Below are 17,185 nucleotides of genomic sequence, written 5' to 3'. Positions count from 1 at the left end.
CTTCTGGACATTCGCGGGCTGAAAACCTGGTTCAAGACCGACGACGGCATGGTGCGTGCCGTCGACGGCGTCGACCTCCACATCGATCGCGGCGAGACGCTGGGCGTGGTGGGGGAGTCGGGCTGCGGCAAGACCGTCACCGCGCGCTCGGTGCTGAAGCTGATCGACATGCCGCCCGGCCGCTTCGAGGACGGGCAGATCCTGTGGCAGGGCAAGGACCTGATCCCGCTTTCTATGGAGCAGATGGACAAGATCCGCGCCAAGGAGATCGCGATCATCTTCCAGGAGCCGATGACCTCGCTCAATCCGGTCTACACGGTGGGCGACCAGATCGCCGAGGTGATCGAGCTGCACCAGAAGCTCTCGCGCAAGCAGGCCATCGTGGCCGCGGCCGAGATGCTGCGGCTGGTGAACATCCCCAATCCGCAGCGCCGCGTGCACGACTATCCGCACCAGTTCTCCGGCGGCATGCGCCAGAGGGTCATGATCGCCATGGCGCTGTCCTGCCAACCCAAGCTGCTGATCGCCGACGAACCGACCACCGCCCTCGACGTCACCATCCAGGCGCAGATCCTGGAGCTGATGCAGGAGATGAAGGAGCGGTTCGGCATGGCGATCATGCTGATCACCCACGCGATGGGCGTGGTCGCCGAGACCTGCCAGCGGGTTACCGTCATGTATGCCGGCAAGGTCGTCGAGGAGGCGCCGGTCGAGGCGCTGTTCGGCAATCCGCGCCATCCTTACACGCAGGGCCTGATCCGCTCGATCCCGCGCGTCGATCGTTCGGCCGAGAAGAAGCAGCGGCTGGAGGCCATCGCCGGCACCGTGCCGAACCTGCTCGATCCGCCGCCGGGCTGCCGCTTCGCCTCGCGTTGCAAGTACGCGATGGACGTGTGCACCCAGGCCATTCCGCCGCTCAAGGAAGTCGGGCCGGGCCATTTCGTCAGGTGCGTGCTGTGAGCGCGCCCGTGGCGACCACGACTGCCGCGCCGGCTGCTGATACTGCCAAGCCGCTGCTCTCCGTTCGCGACCTGCGCAAGCACTTCGCCATCCGCGGCGGCATCCTCTCGCGCGTGGTCGACAAGGTGCATGCCGTCGACGGCGTCAGCTTCGACATCGGCGCCGGCGAGACGCTGGGTGTGGTGGGCGAGTCGGGCTGCGGCAAGTCGACGACCGGCCGCTGCATCCTGCGCCTGATCGAGCCGAGCTCCGGTGAGGTCTGGTTCCAGGGCAACGACGTGATGAAGATGAACCATGCCGAGCTGCAGGCGATGCGGCGGGACATGCAGATCATCTTCCAGGATCCCTATGCATCGTTGAACCCGCGCCTCACGATCGGCGCGATCATCGGCGAGGCGCTGACAATCCATAAGCTGGTCAAGTCGCGGCAGGAGCTGGAAGACCGCGTCGTGAGCCTGCTCGAAACGGTGGGGCTGCGGCCCGACCACATGCGGCGCTTCCCGCACGAATTCTCCGGCGGCCAGCGCCAGCGCATCGGCATCGCCCGCGCACTCGCCGTCGAGCCCAAGCTGCTGATCTGCGATGAGCCGGTGTCGGCGCTCGACGTGTCGATCCAGGCGCAGGTCATCAACCTGCTGGAGGACCTGCAGGAGCAGTTCGGCCTCACCTACATGTTCATCGCGCACGATCTCAGCGTCGTGGAGCACATCTCGACGCGCATCGCGGTGATGTATCTCGGCCGGGTGGTGGAGATCGCGCCGGCGGCGGAACTCTACGATACGCCGTTGCATCCCTATTCGGAGGCGCTGCTGTCGGCCGTGCCGATCCCCGACCCGACGATCAAGCGCAAGCGCATCATGCTGCAGGGCGACGTGCCCAACCCGATCCGCCCGCCGTCCGGCTGCCACTTCCACACCCGCTGCCCGATCGCACGGCCCGACTGCAGCCAGCGCTCCCCGGTGCTCGAGGAAAAGCGCCCGGGTCACTGGGCGGCCTGTCACTACAGGGACTAGGCGCTGCTTTCATATTCCTCTCCCCCTATCGGCGGAGAGGAGCTTGAAAATCACTTCTTCTCGGGAGCAGCCGGTGTCGGCGCCAATGACTGCACCGGCCGCGGCGTCTTGCCCGACGGCGTCACCGAGACCGTGGCCGTCAGGCCTGCCACGAGGCGGACCTCGGGCGGGATCGGGCCCAGGGCGATGCGGACCGGCACGCGCTGCGCGAGGCGCACCCAGGTGAAGTTGGGGTTGATGTTGGCCAGCAGGCCGACGCCGTCGACGCCGGCCTCGGCGATGCCGCGGCTCACGCCCTGCACGGTGCCCGGGATCACGACGTCGCCGGCCATGAGCTGGACCTCGGCCTTGTCGCCGTCGCGGACGTACGGAAGCTTGGTCTCCATGAAGTAGGCGTAAACGTAGAAGGCGTCGCTGTTGATGATGGCGAGGACCGGCGTGCCGGTATTGGCGTAGTCGCCGACGCTCGCGGTCAGATTGGTCACATAGCCGTTCACCGGCGAGCGGACTTCGGTGCGTTCCACATTGATGTTGGCCGTCTGGAGCGCCGCCACCGCCTGGTCGACCTCGGCTGCCGCCACGAGCGACGCGGCGCGGCGCGCCTCGACGTTGGCCGCCGAGATGGCGCCGGGATCGACCTTGAAGACGTCCTCGTCGCGCTTGGCGTTGTCCTTGGCGAGCTGCAGGCTGGCGCGCTTGTTCTCGACCAGCGCCTGGGCCTGCGCCTGCGCCGCGAGGAACCGGTCGCGTTCGACGACGAACAGAATGTCGCCCTTCTTGACCGCCTGGTTGTCGACGACGTTCAGCTTGGAGATCAGCCCCGACACGTCGGGCGCCAGGTTGACGATGATCGAGCGCACGCGGGCGTCGCGCGTCCACGGCTCGTACATGTAGACGTTCCAGAGCTTCCACCCGACCGCGACGGCGAGCACCGCCACGACGAGGGTGATGCCGACCCGGATCGCTTGCCTGCCTAGAGCCAACGCGTGCCTCCCGATAAGACCAGTCCCCCAAGGATTACGACAAAAAGCGCCGCGTCGAACAGCGGCCGATGCCAGATGAACGCATAGGCGCCGCTCCAGCTCAGCAGGCTGCGCAGGATCAGGAACGGCACCAGCGCCACCAGCGCCCACAGGAACATCGGCGGCAAGTAGAAGCCGAAGAAGTCGACCGGTTTCAGGCTCTCGATGCCGAGGGTGTTGTTCATGGTGTCACGATCAGGAAATCGCACGGGTGAGGAAGGCGCGGTCGATATCGAGCCGGTCGGCGATGAAATGCAACGAAGCCTGCGCGTGCGCCAGCGCAATCGTGCCGGCATCGCCCTGTATCTGCGGCAGCGCCGCGAGATCGGCGCGGGTCGAGGCCACTTCGGCGACCGCGGCATCGACGATCGCGGTGCGTGCCGCCAGCCCGTCGGCCGGCGCCAGGCGTTCGAAGCCCGAGGCCAGCGCCTCGAGGCAGGCCGCGGCGCGCGCCCGCGCTTCTTCGGGGAAGGACGGCGCCTCGATCCGGTTGCGCAGGCGGGCCAGTTCGAGGCTCATGGAGGCGAGGCCGAAGCTGCCGTTCATCATCTCGTCATCGGCGCTCCGCGTGAGGTCGAGGCGCGGCATCAGCTTCAGGAGCGCGAGCAGGATCGGCATGCGCGCGTTGATCTCGGGCCGCTCGCCGCGCGCCGCGCCCGGCACGGCACTCACCACGTCGATCCATTCGCGCTGCCGCGGCTGGGCCGGGTCGTAGGGCATGACCAGCGCGATCGTGAGCACGCCGCCGCACAGGCCGAGCAGCAGGCCGATCGCGTTGTCGATATAGGGGCCGAGGTCGAAGGTCGGCAGGTTGCCGAGGCCGACCTGCGTGGCGAAGAAGGCCGAGAAGACCGCCGCCGTGAAGGCATAGGCCGGCTTGGTCATCATCAGGCCCGCCGGGATCAGGATCAGCGCCAGGAAGGCCGCCAGCGGCACGAAATTGCCGGCCTGCGGCACGACGAAGGCCATGCCGAAGAAGCCGACGACCATCGACAGCGCCACGCTCATCACGAAGGAGGTCGCCATCTGCGCGGGGTTCTCGGCGGTGGCGAAGAACACCATCATCACCGCGAGGCCGGTCATGGCCATGGTGCCGGCGGTCCAGGCCGAGAAGATCCAGAAGACGCCGATCATCACGACCGCCGCGGCGGCGCGGGCGGCCTGGATCAGCGCCTTGGTCTGGTCGGGCTCGACGACGGCCGCCATGCGCGGTCCCGGCGGCTCGACCGCCGCGCCGCCCGTCGAGGCCGCGACGGCGCGGACGAGGCTCGCCACCATATCGCCGGTGCGCTGCAGGACCAGCAGGCTCTCGCTCACTTCGTCGGCCGGTGCGCGGCCCGCCAGCGCCTCGAAGCCGGTCCGGGCCTCGGCGATGGCCTGGCGTGCCTCGTCGAGGGTGCCAACGACGGCCGGCGAGTGCGGGCCGTCGGGCTCCGCGGCGATTGTGTCGAGCAGGGCCGCCACGCGCTCGAGCACGGGATCGAGCCGCGTGGTGATCGTCCGGTCGTCGCGGGCGCGCAGCTCGGTCAGCCGGATGAAGAGACCGCGCGCCACCGAGAGGAGGCCGAGGAACGCCCGCAATGTCCGCGACAGCGCCTCGTCGTCACGCTGAAGCGCCGGCGCCTCGAACACCGCGTACGAGCGGAGCGCGTCGAACTTCACGACGTCGCCCGCCATCTGCCGGCGCATCTCGTGGAAGCCTTCCTCGGTCATCTCGGGCTTGAGCACGGCGGCGGCGTAGCGCGCCAGCGCCGAGAAGGTCATGCGGATCGAGGCGTCCAGCGCGTCGCCGGCATAGCGCGGAAAGATCACGACATGGACGAGGGCCGTGCAGATGACGCCGAGCCCCACCTCGGTCAGGCGATCGCCCGCCATGCTCCAGGCCTGGTCGGGCGCGTCGACCGAGCCGAAGCCGATCAGCAGCGCCGAATAGGCGGCGAGCCCGAACCCGTAGGAGGCGAAGTTGCGCGACAGGGTGGCGCCGTAGGTGCAGACGGCAAGCCAGATCGCCATCGACAGGATGAACAGCGGCCCCGACTGCGCGAACAGGCCGAGCAGGACCAGCGCGAACACCGCGCCGCACGCCGTGCCGACCAGCCGGTAGGCGCTCTTGGACAGGATGGCGCCAACCATCGGCTGCGCCATCAGATAGACGGTGACGAGCGCCCATTGCGGCTCCTTCACCTCCAGCCAGTAGGAGATCAGCAGCGCGACGATCCCCGCGGCGAAGGTCTTCACCGAGTAGGCGAGGTCTTCTAGCGAGAAGGGCGACGTGAATGTGAAACGAGGCGTCACCGGCGGCCTGATCGGCGCCCGTACATCTCGGCTGGCAACTCCGGCGGTCTCGTTCATGGTCGTACTCGGACTATCGATCCTCACCAACTCCTCACCCTAGACCCGCTGAGGGACGAGGACTAGAAATCTGCGCCTAACAGCCGAGGGTCCCATGTCAGAGGATAGCAAGAAGAAGGAGAGTGCGATCCTCACCGAGAATGAGGAAGCGCTGTTTCAGATCATGAAGATCGTCATTGCGACCGTTGCGGCTGGCGATGCGGTCAAGGGCAAGCAGCTGGACGAACAGCTTACCTATCTGAAGAACGCCTTTTACTCGAACGGGAAGAAGAAGGCGGCGATCATGGCGGAGTCGATACGGATCGCGGCGTTCGCGTCGAGTCGCGATGCGGCTCGTCTGGCAAGCCTGCGGGGAAGCCCGAAGGGAACCGCTTAGTATTCCCGTTTCCACTTTCGACTGAGCTTCCGGCACCTTTGGTGCCCCCGGCCGGACTCGAACCGGCACGACCCTCACGGATCAAGCGATTTTAAGTCGCTGGCGTCTACCAATTCCGCCACGGGGGCCCCGCGCGGGTGACCATAGTGAGGGTCGATTCCCGTGTCATCCCGATCCGTCGTCCTGAGCGGAGCGCAGCGTAGTCGAAGGACCTCTTTTCGCTTCGACACACCGTGCGTTGGAAAAGAGATCCTTCGACTGCGCCGCCCGTTGGGCGGCTCCGCTCAGGATGACGGGTATTGCTTAGGTGCTCACCCTGCCGCGAAGCGCTTCGGCGACAGCGATTCTTCCGTAACGCCCAAGTCGGCGACTTCCGCCGGGAGGGGCTTGCCGAGGGCGAGGGCGGCGGCGAGCTGGCCGGCGGCGTAGCCGGTCTGGATGCCGTAGCCGCCCTGGCCGGCCAGCCAGAAGAAGCCCTCGATCTTGGGGTCGTAGCCGGCGACCAGGTTCTTGTCGTGCACGAAGGAGCGCAGGCCTGCCCACTTGTTCTTGATGCGGCGGATCTGCAGCGTGCTCGCGGTCTCGATCCGTTCGACGGCGGTGGCGACGTCGATCTCTTCGGGCTGCGCGTCGCAGGGCGCCGAGGGCGTCTCGTCAGCGAGCGAGCCGAGGAACTGCCCGACCTCGGGCTTGAAGTAGAAGCTCTCGTCGAAGTCGATCATCATCGGCAGCGGCCCGAGATCGAGGCCCTGCGGCGCGTCGAAGGTGAAGGCCGTGCGCCGCTTCGGCACCAGGCCGATCGGCACGCAGCCCGCGAGGCCGCCCAGCACGTCGGCCCAGGCGCCCGCGGCGTCGATGACGTTGGCCGCGCGGATGGCATCGCCGTCGCCGCGCAAGGTGATGTTCCACATCCCGTCGAGACGCTCGAGACCGAGAACCTCGGCGTCGAGCCGCAGCACGGCGCCCGCGGCGCGCGCGCCCTTCAGGAAGCCGCCGTGGATGGCGGCCACGTCCATGTCGTCGGCCTCGGGCTCGAACACCGCGCCGCCACCGGCAGCCTCGGGCTTGAGGATGGGGAGGCGGCGCAGCACCTCGGCCGGCTCGAGCCAGCGCACCGACGGCACCAGCCGTGCATAATCCGCGGCAGCAGCCTTCACCTCGGCTTCCTGCCCGGCATGGCCCGCGACCAGCGCGCCCCGGGGCGTCAGCAGCGCATGATCGGAGAAGCCCGCCGGGGGATTGCGATAGAAGCGGCCCGACGCGACCGTGATGGCGCGAATCTGGGCGCTGCCGTAGGTCTCCGAGTGCAGCGCGGCGGAGCGGCCTGTCGTGTGATAGGCGGGCACGTTCTCGCGCTCGAGGATGATCACCTTCGCATGGGGTGCGAGGTGAAAGGCGACGGAGACGCCGGCAATGCCGGCGCCGACAATGGCGAAATCGAAATCCTGCATGGGCGGCACATTGCAAGGTCGATGCCACGCCTGCAATAGTCGGCGCGCGAGGAAACGAGGCCCATGAACATCGCCCATCTGCTGCTGGGCTCCGCGCAGGAGTTCCGCGACCTGCCCGCGCTGGCGCGCGGGACGACCCTGCACCTCAATTATCGCGACCTCTGGCGCAAGGTCTCGGTGATGAGCACGCATCTCACCGGCCGGTTTGGCCTGTCGCGTGGGGATCGCGTGGCCTTCGCCATGAGCAACTGCGTCGAGTCGATCGAGGTCATGTACGCGATCTGGCACGCGGGCCTCTGCGCCGTTCCGATGAACGCCAAGCTGCATGCCCGGGAATTCGCGTTCATCCTGGAGAATTCCGGCGCCAGGCTCTGCTTCGTGACGCCCGACCTCGCCGACACCATCGCCGAGGCCGCGAAGGAAGCGCCCGGACTGAAGGAGATCGTGGACGTCACGACGCGCTCTTACACGTTCATGGCGGTGGGCGATCCCAGCCCGATCGCCGATGTCGAGCCCACCGATCTCGCCTGGCTGTTCTACACGTCGGGCACGACGGGACGGCCCAAGGGCGCGATGCTCACGCACCGCAATCTGCTGGCGATGACGCTCAACTACTTCGCCGACGTCGACCGGCCGCCGCCCGGCGGTTCGATCGTGCATGCCGCACCGATCAGCCACGGCTCGGGCCTGTGGAACTTCGCGATGCTGGCGCGCGGCTCGGTGCAGGTCTTCCCCGAGAGCGGCAAGTACGAGGTGCCCGAGACGGTCGAGCTGATGAATCGCTGGCCCGAATGCTCGATCTTCCTCGCGCCTACCATGGTGAAGCGGCTGATCGAGCATGGCAGCGTCGCCGACCTGAAACCCGATGCGCTGCGCCTCATCACCTATGGCGGCGCGCCGATGTACGTCTCCGATCTCAAGCGCGCGCTCGACCTTTTGGGCAACAAGCTGATGCAGCTCTATGGCCAGGGCGAGAGCCCGATGACCATCACGCATCTCAGCCGCGAGTATCACTGGGACCGCACCCATCCGCGCTGGGAGCAGCGCCTGGCCTCGGCCGGCCGCGCCGATTCCTGCATGGAGGTGCGGGTGGTCGACGAGGAGGGGCGCCAGCTTCCCGTCGGCGAGGTCGGCGAGATCATCTGCAAGGGCGATCCGGTGATGGCGGGCTACTGGAACAATCCCGACGCGACGGCGCGCTCGCTACGCGACGGCTGGCTGTGGACCGGTGATGTCGGCGCCTTCGACGAGGAGGGGCTGCTGACCCTCAAGGACCGCTCCAAGGACATGATCATCTCGGGCGGCTCCAACATCTATCCGCGCGAGATCGAGGACGTGCTGAACCTCCATGCCGGCGTCGCCGAATGCTCGGTGGTCGGCCGGCCGCATCCCGAATGGGGCGAGGAGGTCGTGGCCTTCGTCGTGGCGCGCGGCGGCGAGACCCTGTCGTCCGCCGAACTCGACAAGCTCTGCCTCGACAACATCGCCCGCTTCAAGCGACCGAAGGACTACAAGTTCATCGAGGCGCTGCCTAAGAACAATTACGGGAAGATTTTGAAGACGGAGCTGCGGAAGCTTTTGTGAAGGTGGAGGACAGGAACATGGGCAGTCTGATCGACTTCAAGCGTCCCGACGGATCGACCTGCAAGGGCTACCTGGCCGAAGCCGGGAAGGGCAAGCCGGGAATCGTCGTGATCCAGGAATGGTGGGGCCTCAACGACCAGATCTGTGGCGTCGCCGACCGCTTCGCGCGCGAAGGCTACAACGCGCTGGCGCCGGACCTCTACAAGGGTCGCGTGACGCAGAAGCCGGACGAAGCCAACCACATGATGAGCGGCCTCGATTTCGTCGGCGCGTCGGACCAGGACATCGCCGGCGCGGTCAAGCATCTGGCGGGCCTCGGCGGCAAGGTTGGCGTGATGGGCTTCTGCATGGGTGGCGCGCTCACCATCGCGGCCTGCGCGCGCATCGGCGGCATCTCCTGCGGCGTGCCCTTCTACGGCATCCCGCCGGGCCAGCTCGCCGATCCGGCCAAGATCAAGGTGCCGCTGCAGGGCCACTTCGCTAACAAGGACGACTGGTGCACTCCGGCCGCCGTCGATGCGCTCGAGAAGACGATGAAGGGTGCCGGCCAAAGCCCCGAGATCTTCCGCTACGACGCCGCCCATGCCTTCTCCAACGAGCGCAGCGAGGCCTACGACGTGAAGTCGGCGAACGCGGCGTGGGAGCGCATGCTCGGCTTCCTGAAGAAGCACCTCTGATTACTCCCGTCGTCCTGAGCGGAGCGAAGCCTAGTCGAAGGACCTCTTTTCCCTTCGAGACGTCGTGCGCTGGAAAAGAGGTCCTTCGACTGCGCCACCCTTCGGGTGGCTTCGCTCGGGACGACGGCGTTTTCCGATGACGATCCGTCCAGCCTTCGGCCTCGCCATCGTCGGGCTGGGCGCGTCGCTCGCCCCGCTCGACATCGCGGTCAACGTCGCGCTGCCGGCGATCACGGCGCATTTCAAGCTGGCGCTGGGCGACGTGCAGTGGCTCGTGATCTGCTACGTGCTGGTCTACGGCTCGCTGATGCTGGTGTGCGGCAAGCTGGGCGACCTGTTCGGGCACCGGCTGATCTTCCGCATCGGACTCGCGATCTCCGCGATCGGCTGTGCAGCTTGCGCGGCGGCGCCGGATTGGCCGCTGTTCCTGTGGGCGCGCGGCGCGCAGGGGATTGGCACGGCGCTGGCGCTGTCCTGTACGCCGGCGCTCGCGACCTCGCTGTTCCCGGAAAGCGAGCGCACCAAGGCGCTGGCGGGCTTCGCCAGTTCGATGGCGATCGCCGCCGCGGTCGGTCCGTTCCTGGGCGGCGTGCTGGTGCAGCTCTGGGGTTGGCCCGCCGTCTATTGGGTGCGCGTGCCGATCGCGCTCGCGACGCTCGCTTTGTCGGGCCTGCTGCCGGCGCCGAAACCCGATTCGCGGCCGTTCGATGCGCTGGGCGCGGTGCTGCTGGCGGCCTGCATGAGCACGCTGCTGCTCTCGCTGGTCTTCTCACAGCGCAAGGAGATCGCGGGCCTGTGGACGCTGGCGATGGCCGTCGTCGCGGTGGTCTTGATCGTGGCCTATGTCCGCCGCGCCAATCGCGCGCCCGAGCCGATCATCCGGCCGTCCCTGTTTGCCGATGCGCGCTTCACCATCCCCAACGTGCTGAATGCACTGGCCAACCTCGCGGGCTTCGCGATCCTGCTGCTGACACCCTATTACCTGGTGAACGTGCTGAAGCTCTCGCCGCTGGGTGTCGGCATCGTGCTGGCCATGACGTTCGGCGGCAGCCTGACCGGCGCACCGCTCTCGGCTTTCCTGGTGAAGCGCATCGGCCAGCGGCCCACCGTTTTCGTGGGCGTCGCGTGCGTGGGTCTCGGCCTGCTGCCGCTGGGCTTCACCGAGATCAACACGCCCGTGCTCGTGGTGGCAGCGCTTCTGGTGCTCGAAGGCATAGGGCAGGGCCTGCTCACCGTCGCCTACACCGACATCGTGACGGCGACGCTTCCCGCCCGCGATCGCGGCGTCGCGGGCAGCCTGTCGCTGCTGACCCGCACCATCGGCATCGTGGCCGGCGCCTCGGTCTTGACCGCGTTGCAGGCGCATGGCGCGCAAGGTTTCATGCACATGGCGGGCTTCCTCGCGGGCTATCGCTTCGCCTTCGTGGCCGCGGGCGGCGGCCTGTTGGCCGTGCTGTTCCTGTCGCTCTTCTGGCCGGGCGTATGGTCCTCGCAGCCCCTCAAGGCCAGGAGGTAGGCGGATGCTGACGACCCGTCTGGTGAAGGTGGCGATGGTCGCCGCGACGGCGGCCTTCGCAGGCCTGGTCACGGTGAACAACCTGGTCGACTACGGTTCGAACTACGCCTTCGTCGGCCATACCCTGTCGATGGACACGACCTTTCCCGGCAACGCGCTGCGCGGCCGCGCGATCGACAATCCCGCGATTTGGACGGCAGGCTACTGGGCGATCATCGCGGGCGAAGGCGCGGTCGCCATCCTCCTGGGCCTCGGCACGCTGCGCCTGTTCATGGCGCGTCATGCACCGGCTGCCACCTTCAACGCCGCCAAGCAGTTCGTCGTGCTGGGCGTCGGGTTGGGCTTCCTGCTGTGGTTCGGCGGCTTCATGGTCGTGGGCGGCGAGTGGTTCGCGATGTGGCAGTCCAAGACATGGAACGGCCAGGAGGCGGCCTTCCGCTTTTACATGACCTTGCTGGTCGTGCTGATCTTCGTGAACCAGCCCGACGGAGACCTCGCCCGATGAACACGACCCGCCGTTTCCTGCTCTGCGCCTGTGGGGCTGCTGGGCTGACCGCGTCGCTGCCGGCGGGCCTTAGGGCACGGACACCGCTGCCGACGATCACGATGGCGGAGCACGAGCGCTGCATGCGGCTGGCGATCGCCGAGGCGCGCGGCAATGCGATGTATCCGTTCGGCGCGGTGATCGTGCGGCCGGCCGCGAATGGCGGCGCGGGCGAGACGATGGCGCGCGGCGTCAACAATGCCGGCACGAACCCGATCCTGCACGGCGAGATCGCCTGCATGAACGACTATGTCCAACGCCACGGCAGCAAGGATTGGGAGGACATGGTCCTCTATACGACCGGCGAGCCCTGCTCGATGTGCATGAGCGCGCTGGTCTGGGCCGGCATCGGCGGCGTGGTCTTCGCCTCGTCGATCCAGGGAATCCTCGCGGCCGGTATCGGCCAGATCAACATCACCGCCAAGCAGGTGGCCGACGCCAGCCCCTTCTACAGCGGCCTGCTGCTGGGCGGCGTGTTGGCCGCCGAGACCGACAGGATGTTCCTGGAGCGCAAGCGCTGAGGCTGCTTACGGCAGCTTGATGTCGCCCTTCCGGACGATGTTGCCGAACATCGCGCTCTCGACGCCGATGCGCGCCTTGAAGTCCGCTGGATCGAGATAGGTCACGCGCATGCCGCCGCCATGGACTTTGGCGGCGATGTCGGGCGCGCGGACGGCGTCGGCGATGGCCTTGTCGAGGCGGGCGATCGCCTCGGGCGAGGTGCCGGCGGGCGCGAGGATGCCGAACCAGGACTCGCCGCCTTCCTTGCCGTAGCCGGTCTCCTGCAGGGTCGGCACGTCGGGGAAATCGGGATGGCGCACTTCGGCCAGGATCGCGAGCGCGCGCAAGCGGCCGGCCTTGATGTGCGGCAGGGTGGTCTGGTCGAACTGCGCCTGGATCTCGCCCGCCAGCAGCCCGTTGGTCGCCGGCGCGCTGCCGCGATAGGGGACGTGGGTCATCTTGATGCCGGCTTCGAGGCAGAGCATCTCGCCGAACAGGTGGGTGATCGTGGCGAGCCCGGCCGAGCCGTAATTCAGCTTGCCGGGATTGGCCTTCGCGTAGGCCACGAACTCCGCGACCGTCGTTGCCGGCACCGAGGGATGCACGGCGAAGGCGCCCCACGAGGTCGTCATGCGCGACACCGGCACGATGTCGCGATCGGGATCGAAGGGGATCGGCTGCAGGTGGCGCGTGATGCAGACCATCGCGGTCGTGGTGGTGAGGAACGTGTGATGGTCGACCGTCTGGTTCTTCACGAACTCCGCGCCGATCATGCCCGAGGCGCCAGCCTTGTTGTCGAACAGCACGCTCTGGCCCAGCAGGTGGGCGGCGCGCTCCATGACGATGCGGCTCGACACATCCGACGGGCCACCGGGTGGATAGGGGATGACGAGGCGGAGCGGCTTCGTCGGCCATTGCGGCTGCGCGAGTGCGGGAGTCGCAACTGCTGCCAGGGCCGAGGCGGTGAACGCGCGGCGACGCATGAACGCTCCTCCGATTCTTCTTTGTTGCCGGGAGCATTTCACGCGGACGTCCGGCTCGCCAGCTTCGTGTTAGAGTTCGGCCATGAAGCGGTTCGGCGATCCCAAGGTGGCGGCGGCCTTCAGGGCCTATGCGCCGGACGTGCGCGCCCGGTTGATGGCGCTGCGCGAGATCATCTTCGACGTGGCGGCGACGACCGACGGCGTCGGTGCGCTGACAGAGACACTGAAATGGGGCCAGCCCAGCTACCTCACCGAGGAGACCGGCAGCGGCACTACCGTGCGCATCGACCGGCTGAAGGGCGATAGCGGTGGCCATGCGATCTACTTCCATTGCCAGAGCGGGCTGGTCGGCCAGTTCCGCGAGCTCTATCCCGAGACCTTCGCTTACGAGGGTGAGCGGGCTCTCCTGTTCGGGGCGACGACGCGCGTTCCGGCCAGAGAATTGCGCCACTGCATTGCGCTGGCCCTGACCCATCATTTGCGGAAGAAGAGACAGAAATAGCGCGGGAGCGAAGCGGCATGTCGGACAAGCTGAAGGACAGGGTGGCGATCGTCGTCGGGGCGGGATCGAGTGGGCCGGGCTGGGGCAACGGCAAGTGCACGGCGCTCACCTTTGCGCGCGAGGGCGCCAAGGTGTTCTGCGTCGACCGCAAGCGCGCGGCGGCCGAGGAGACGGTCGGCCTGATCGAGAAGGAGATGGGCAAGGACGTAGCCGTCGCCTTCGAGGCCGACGCTTCGAACAATGCCAGCGTGAAGGCGATGGTCGATGCCTGCATGGACAGATGGGGCCGGGTCGACATCCTCGACAATAATGTCGGCATCGGCTCGCAGGGCGGCCCGGTCGAACTGAGCGAGGACGAGTGGCATCGCGTGTTCGACGTGAACGTCAAAAGCTTCTTCCTGACGGCCAAGCATGTGCTGCCGATCATGGAGGCGCAGGGCAAGGGCGCGATCGTGAACGTGAGCTCGATCGCCTCGATCCGCAGCCCCAAGGGTATCTCGTATCTCGCCTACAATGCCAGCAAGGGCGCGGTGAACTCGCTCACCATGGCGATCGCCTCGCAGTACGCGGAGAAGGGCATCCGCTGCAACGCGATCCTGCCCGGCCTGATGCACACGCCGATGATCGACTTCCTGGCCGAGCAGTACGCCAAGAACGAGAAGGACCACAATCAGGCCTACGACAAGATGATCGCCATCCGCGACCGCGCCTCGCCGACCGGCAAGATGGGCACGGGCTGGGATACGGCGAATGCGGCGCTGTTCCTGGCGTCCGACCAGTCGGCCTATGTGAACGGCCACCTGCTGGTGGTCGACGGCGGCATCACGCTGCGGGCCTGATCAGCGCCGGGCTCGCCTCAGGATCGTGCGGAAGACGATCGGGCCGGTGATGATGATCAGGAACATCCTGAAGAGATGGTGGGTCGCCACCATCGCGATCTCGATGCCGAGCGCCAGTCCGATCAGGCTCATCTCCGCGAAGCCGCCCGGCGCATAGCTCAGCACGGTGGCATCGAGGTTGAGGCCGGTCAGCGCCACCGTGATCTCGGCGAAGCCGACGGCGCAGCCGATCAGGATGACGGCGGCGCCGATCGAGGCCGCCATTTCCTTGTGCAGCTTGTCGAAGTTGGCGCCAACGAAGCGGCAGCCGATGCCGGTCCCGACCACGACCTGTGCCGCCGCGACGAGGAAGCCCGGCGGTTGAGAATTGGTCAGGCCGCTGAGATGGGCGATGGCGCTCATGATCATCGGCCCCATCATGAAGCTGGCGGGCAGGCGCAGCAGGCGGCCGGCAATGGCGCCGACGATGCCGCAGCCGATCAGGACGGCATAGTCCTTCCAGTCGTTGTTGGTCGGGCCGTGGACCATGGTGAGCACGCTGGTCTGCGCGCCGTTCACCAGCCGGTACCAGACCGGGATGGTGAGCACGACAGTGAGGATGCGCAGGGCGTGGGCGAGGGCGATCGCACGCTCCTCGCCTCCCATGGCGCCGCCCATGATGGTCATGTCGTTCAGCCCGCCGGGCATGGCGGCGAAGTAGCAGGTGACCTTGTTCCAGTCGGTGACGCGCCGCAGCCAGAGGTAACAGAGCGAGGCGCCGGTCATGGTCATGCCGGTCAGCACGCAGAGGCTCACCGCCCATTCGCCCAGTCGCTGCAGCAGCTCGGGCGAGAAGCCGGACCCCAACAGCACGCCCAGGATGATGATCATGCCCTGGCGCAGGCGTATCCGCATGCCGACGCGCAGGCCGAGGAAGGCCGCTATCGTCGAGAAGACGCAGGCGCCCAGCATCCAGGCGAGCGGCATGCGCAGCCAGTTGAAGAGGAAGCCGCCCGCCGTGCCGATGGCGATCGCCAGCACGAGCGGCTGCCAGCCCTCGTGGCCGATGATCTTCTTCTTTTCGGGCTTGAGGGGAACGTCGTTAGCGCTCAAGGAACGAACTGCTCCTTGAGGATACGCTCCTCGAGATCGTGCTCGGGATCGAACAGCAGGGTGAGGCGGGTATCGATGGCTTCCGTCACGATGACGTGGGCCACGTTGGCGATCTCCACGGAGTCGGCGGCCGCCGCCACCGGGCGCTTCTTGGGATCGAGGATCGAGAACTCGACCCGCGAGGTGCGCGACAGCAGCGCGCCGCGCCAGCGCCGCGGCCGGAAGGCGTTGATCGGCGTCAGGGCCAGCAGGCCCGCACCCAGCGGCAGGATCGGCCCGTGGGCGGAGAGATTGTAGGCGGTCGAGCCGGCGGGCGTCGCCACCAGCACGCCGTCGCAATGCAGCTCGGGCAGGCGCTTCTTGCCGTCGACCGCCACCTCGATGCGCGCGGTCTGCCGGCTGGAGCGCAGCAGCGACACTTCGTTGATGGCCAGCACCTCGGAGGCCTGGCCACGGGTGTTGTAGGCGACCATGCGCAGCGGGGTGAGCGCCACCTTGCGAGCCTTCTGCAGGCGCTGGAGCAGGCCGGTTTCCTTATAAGTGTTCAGCAGGAAGCCTACGGTGCCGAGGTTCATGCCGTAGATCGGCTTGAGGCGGCGCATGTTGCGGTGCAGGGCCTGCAGCATCAGCCCGTCGCCGCCCAGCGCTACGATGATGTCGGCCTCGGCCGGCGTCGCCGCGCCATAGCGCTTTTCGAGGCGCGCCTTGGCCTCGCGCGCCGTCGGGGTGGCGGCGCAAACGAAGGCGAGGCGGGGAGCGGGCGAGGGGCGGGAGGCCATCTGGGTGTCAGCAATGCTCTAGGTGCAAGAATCGTACTATAGCCGTCCGCTGTGTCGGTGCGATAAAATCCCCTCACAAAAGAAACCGCGAGGAGGAACGCGATGGAACTGGTCCCGCTGGCCGATGGCTTCGGCGTCGAAGTGAAGGGCGTCTCGCTGCTCGATGTCGCGATCGATGCCCAGGCCTATGCGGAGGTCCGCCAGGCCTTCGAGACGCATTCACTCCTTGTGTTCCGGGACCAGCAGATCGCCGACGATATCCAGGTCGCCTACAGTCGCGCTTTCGGGCCGCTGGAGCTGACCAAGGCGGCGTCGGTGGGCGAGAACAGCTTCTATTCGCGCCTGACCAATGTCGGCGCCCAGGGTGAGATCGTCCCGCCCGACCATCGCCAGGTGCTGGTCGCCAAGGCCAACGCGCTCTGGCACACCGATTCCTCGTTCAAGAAGACGCCGGCGCTGGCGTCGGTGCTGACGGCGCGCGTGCTGCCGGAGTCCGGCGGCGAGACCGAATACACGTCGACGCGGCTCGCCTGGGAACGGTTGCCGGCCGACCTGCAGGAGAAGCTGAAGAGCTCCGTCGCGACGCACTCCTATGCCAACAGCCGCGACCAGATCCATCCCGACCTCGCCAATGCCGCCGAGCGCGCGGCGCTGCCTCCGGTGCGCTGGCGGCTGAACTGGCGCAATCCGAGCAACGACCGTCGCGCGCTCTATGTCGCAAGCCATGCCTACGCGATCGACGGCATGGACGACCGCGATGCGCGCCAGCTCCTCGCGCAACTGCTCGACGAGGCGACGCGGCCCGAGTTCGTCTACAGCCACAAATGGCGCCAGGGCGATGCGGTGATGTGGGACAACCGCGCCATGCTCCATCGCGGCCGCCCCTGGGACTACGCGCGCGAACGCTCGATGGTGCGCACGACGATCTCGGCCACCGACGCCGACGGTCTCGGCGAGGTGAAGCCGCCGATGGTGCACTGATTTCATGTTCCTC

At 67.3% G+C, this 17,185-nt stretch carries 18 protein-coding genes and 1 tRNA gene; 11 read left to right on the top strand and 8 right to left on the bottom strand.

What is annotated here, in order from left to right; translation table 11 throughout:
• The first annotated feature begins 48 nt into the window (after positions 1-48).
• Positions 49-960 (top strand): ABC transporter ATP-binding protein, encoded by a 912-nt coding sequence (locus tag AC1RP5_RS23950; RefSeq protein ID WP_493115256.1) that lies wholly within the window; start codon positions 49-51, stop codon positions 958-960.
• A gap of 8 nt (positions 961-968) precedes the next feature.
• Complete coding sequence (locus AC1RP5_RS23945; protein WP_493114862.1) at positions 969-1,973, top strand: ABC transporter ATP-binding protein; 1,005 nt, start codon at positions 969-971, stop codon at positions 1,971-1,973.
• A 50-nt stretch (positions 1,974-2,023) separates the two neighbouring features.
• Here AC1RP5_RS23945 and AC1RP5_RS23940 read toward each other — a convergent pair whose 3' ends face one another.
• The 3 genes from AC1RP5_RS23940 to AC1RP5_RS23930 are packed head-to-tail and all read right to left on the bottom strand — an operon-like array spanning position 2,024 to position 5,347.
• Complete coding sequence (locus tag AC1RP5_RS23940) at positions 2,024-2,956, bottom strand: efflux RND transporter periplasmic adaptor subunit (protein ID WP_493114860.1); 933 nt, start codon at positions 2,954-2,956, stop codon at positions 2,024-2,026.
• A complete protein-coding gene (locus tag AC1RP5_RS23935) occupies positions 2,947-3,180 on the bottom strand; it encodes a DUF1656 domain-containing protein (protein WP_493114859.1) in 234 nt (77 codons plus the stop codon). The genes AC1RP5_RS23940 and AC1RP5_RS23935 overlap by 10 nt, the downstream gene beginning before the upstream one ends.
• A gap of 10 nt (positions 3,181-3,190) precedes the next feature.
• Positions 3,191-5,347 carry an FUSC family protein gene (locus tag AC1RP5_RS23930; RefSeq protein ID WP_493114857.1) on the bottom strand — a complete coding sequence of 719 codons (2,157 nt, stop codon included), beginning with the start codon at positions 5,345-5,347 and terminating at the stop codon, positions 3,191-3,193.
• A 94-nt stretch (positions 5,348-5,441) separates the two neighbouring features.
• Here AC1RP5_RS23930 and AC1RP5_RS23925 point away from each other — a divergent pair, with 94 nt between their 5' ends.
• A complete protein-coding gene (locus AC1RP5_RS23925; protein WP_493114855.1) occupies positions 5,442-5,723 on the top strand; it encodes a hypothetical protein in 282 nt (93 codons plus the stop codon).
• Between the two features lie 39 nt (positions 5,724-5,762).
• Here the strand turns inward: AC1RP5_RS23925 and AC1RP5_RS23920 are convergent.
• Positions 5,763-5,851 (bottom strand) — tRNA-Leu (locus tag AC1RP5_RS23920).
• A 183-nt stretch (positions 5,852-6,034) separates the two neighbouring features.
• On the bottom strand, positions 6,035-7,174 hold the full coding sequence (locus AC1RP5_RS23915) for an NAD(P)/FAD-dependent oxidoreductase (RefSeq protein ID WP_493114853.1): 1,140 nt from the start codon (positions 7,172-7,174) through the stop codon (positions 6,035-6,037).
• A gap of 63 nt (positions 7,175-7,237) precedes the next feature.
• On the opposite strand from AC1RP5_RS23915, the gene AC1RP5_RS23910 reads away from it, so the two are divergent.
• From AC1RP5_RS23910 to AC1RP5_RS23890, 5 genes are all read left to right on the top strand, one after another.
• Positions 7,238-8,758, top strand: a complete 1,521-nt coding sequence (locus AC1RP5_RS23910) for an AMP-binding protein (RefSeq protein ID WP_493114852.1) — start codon at positions 7,238-7,240, stop codon at positions 8,756-8,758.
• Between the two features lie 17 nt (positions 8,759-8,775).
• Positions 8,776-9,435: a dienelactone hydrolase family protein gene (locus AC1RP5_RS23905; RefSeq protein WP_493114850.1), complete on the top strand. Its 660-nt coding sequence runs from the start codon at positions 8,776-8,778 to the stop codon at positions 9,433-9,435.
• A 136-nt stretch (positions 9,436-9,571) separates the two neighbouring features.
• Positions 9,572-10,951 (top strand): MFS transporter, encoded by a 1,380-nt coding sequence (locus AC1RP5_RS23900; RefSeq protein WP_493114849.1) that lies wholly within the window; start codon positions 9,572-9,574, stop codon positions 10,949-10,951.
• 7 nt (positions 10,952-10,958) lie between these two features.
• The gene (locus AC1RP5_RS23895) at positions 10,959-11,456 is read left to right on the top strand and encodes a DUF2165 family protein (protein WP_493115254.1); all 498 of its coding nucleotides are present in this window, start codon (positions 10,959-10,961) and stop codon (positions 11,454-11,456) included.
• Positions 11,453-12,016, top strand: a complete 564-nt coding sequence (locus AC1RP5_RS23890; RefSeq protein WP_493114848.1) for a nucleoside deaminase — start codon at positions 11,453-11,455, stop codon at positions 12,014-12,016. The genes AC1RP5_RS23895 and AC1RP5_RS23890 overlap by 4 nt, the downstream gene beginning before the upstream one ends.
• 6 nt (positions 12,017-12,022) lie before the next feature.
• Here AC1RP5_RS23890 and AC1RP5_RS23885 read toward each other — a convergent pair whose 3' ends face one another.
• Positions 12,023-12,979: a Bug family tripartite tricarboxylate transporter substrate binding protein gene (locus tag AC1RP5_RS23885; protein ID WP_493114846.1), complete on the bottom strand. Its 957-nt coding sequence runs from the start codon at positions 12,977-12,979 to the stop codon at positions 12,023-12,025.
• 82 nt (positions 12,980-13,061) lie between these two features.
• Between AC1RP5_RS23885 and AC1RP5_RS23880 the strand changes: the two genes are divergently transcribed.
• Both AC1RP5_RS23880 and AC1RP5_RS23875 read left to right on the top strand, forming a co-directional pair.
• On the top strand, positions 13,062-13,481 hold the full coding sequence (locus tag AC1RP5_RS23880; RefSeq protein ID WP_493114844.1) for a DUF1801 domain-containing protein: 420 nt from the start codon (positions 13,062-13,064) through the stop codon (positions 13,479-13,481).
• A 17-nt stretch (positions 13,482-13,498) separates the two neighbouring features.
• Positions 13,499-14,320, top strand: coding sequence for an SDR family NAD(P)-dependent oxidoreductase (locus AC1RP5_RS23875; RefSeq protein ID WP_493114843.1), 822 nt, complete (start codon positions 13,499-13,501; stop codon positions 14,318-14,320).
• On the opposite strand, the gene AC1RP5_RS23870 is transcribed toward AC1RP5_RS23875, so the two are convergent.
• Positions 14,321-15,412: an AbrB family transcriptional regulator gene (locus tag AC1RP5_RS23870; RefSeq protein WP_493114842.1), complete on the bottom strand. Its 1,092-nt coding sequence runs from the start codon at positions 15,410-15,412 to the stop codon at positions 14,321-14,323. It lies immediately after the preceding gene.
• Complete coding sequence (locus AC1RP5_RS23865) at positions 15,409-16,191, bottom strand: NAD kinase (RefSeq protein ID WP_493114841.1); 783 nt, start codon at positions 16,189-16,191, stop codon at positions 15,409-15,411. The genes AC1RP5_RS23870 and AC1RP5_RS23865 overlap by 4 nt, the downstream gene beginning before the upstream one ends.
• A 102-nt stretch (positions 16,192-16,293) precedes the next feature.
• On the opposite strand from AC1RP5_RS23865, the gene AC1RP5_RS23860 reads away from it, so the two are divergent.
• Positions 16,294-17,172 (top strand): TauD/TfdA dioxygenase family protein, encoded by an 879-nt coding sequence (locus AC1RP5_RS23860; RefSeq protein WP_493114839.1) that lies wholly within the window; start codon positions 16,294-16,296, stop codon positions 17,170-17,172.
• Positions 17,173-17,185 lie beyond the last annotated feature (13 nt).

It is taken from the genome of Reyranella sp. GW821-FHT12G01 (assembly GCF_058806575.1).
This window is presented reverse-complemented; position numbering and strand designations above follow the sequence as displayed.